This window comes from Geodermatophilus sp. SYSU D00965 (assembly GCF_054050075.1).
In genome coordinates, this window is the sequence record NZ_JBJGYQ010000056.1 from 1 (window position 1) to 1,005 (window position 1,005).

Below are 1,005 nucleotides of genomic sequence, written 5' to 3' on the forward strand. Positions count from 1 at the left end.
AGGCTAAACCGTTTCCATGTGATACCCGGCAGGGGTTGTGGGGACGGGGTCGTGGGACAGTTCTGCACGTTCTGCCGGACGTGCGGGGAGTGATAAAGATCTGTCGTTAGTGGAAGGCCTCTGGAAGGGGTCGCCGTAGAGGGTGACAGCCCCGTACACGAAAACGCGGATCCTCCCGAGCTTGCTCCCAAGTAGCACCGAGCCCGTGAAATTCGGTGTGAATCCGGCGGGACCACCCGCTAAGCCTGAATACTCCCTGGTGACCGATAGCGGACAAGTACCGTGAGGGAAAGGTGAAAAGTACCCCGGGAGGGGAGTGAAATAGTACCTGAAACCGTGTGCCTACAAGCCGTGAGAGCCGTGAATCGCACCTCGGTGCGGCGGTGATTGCGTGCCTTTTGAAGAATGAGCCTGCGAGTTAGCGGTACGTGGCGAGGTTAACCCGTGAGGGGCAGCCGTAGCGAAAGCGAGTCCGAACAGGGCGTGATAGTCGCGTGCTCTAGACCCGAAGCCGAGTGATCTACCCATGGCCAGGTTGAAGCGCGGGTAAGACCGCGTGGAGGACCGAACCCACCAGGGTTGAAAACCTGGGGGATGAGCTGTGGGTAGGGGTGAAAGGCCAATCAAACTCGGTGATAGCTGGTTCTCCCCGAAATGCATTTAGGTGCAGCGTCGCGTGTTTCTTGCCGGAGGTAGAGCACTGGATGGCCGATGGGCCCCACAAGGTTACTGACGTCAACCAAACTCCGAATGCCGGTAAGTGAGAGCGCGGCAGTGAGACTGCGGGCGATAAGGTTCGTAGTCGAGAGGGAAACAGCCCAGATCATCGGCTAAGGCCCCTAAGCGTGTGCTAAGTGGAAAAGGATGTGGGATCGCAGAGACAACCAGGAGGTTGGCTTAGAAGCAGCCACCCTTGAAAGAGTGCGTAATAGCTCACTGGTCAAGTGGTTCCGCGCCGACAATGTAGCGGGGCTCAAGCACACCGCCGAAGCCGTGGCATTCCAG

Annotated in this window: 1 rRNA gene; it reads left to right on the forward strand. The window is 58.4% G+C overall.

Features of this window, described 5'->3' with window-relative positions:
- Positions 1–1,005 (forward strand): 23S ribosomal RNA (locus tag ACI789_RS24530); the annotation flags it as partial.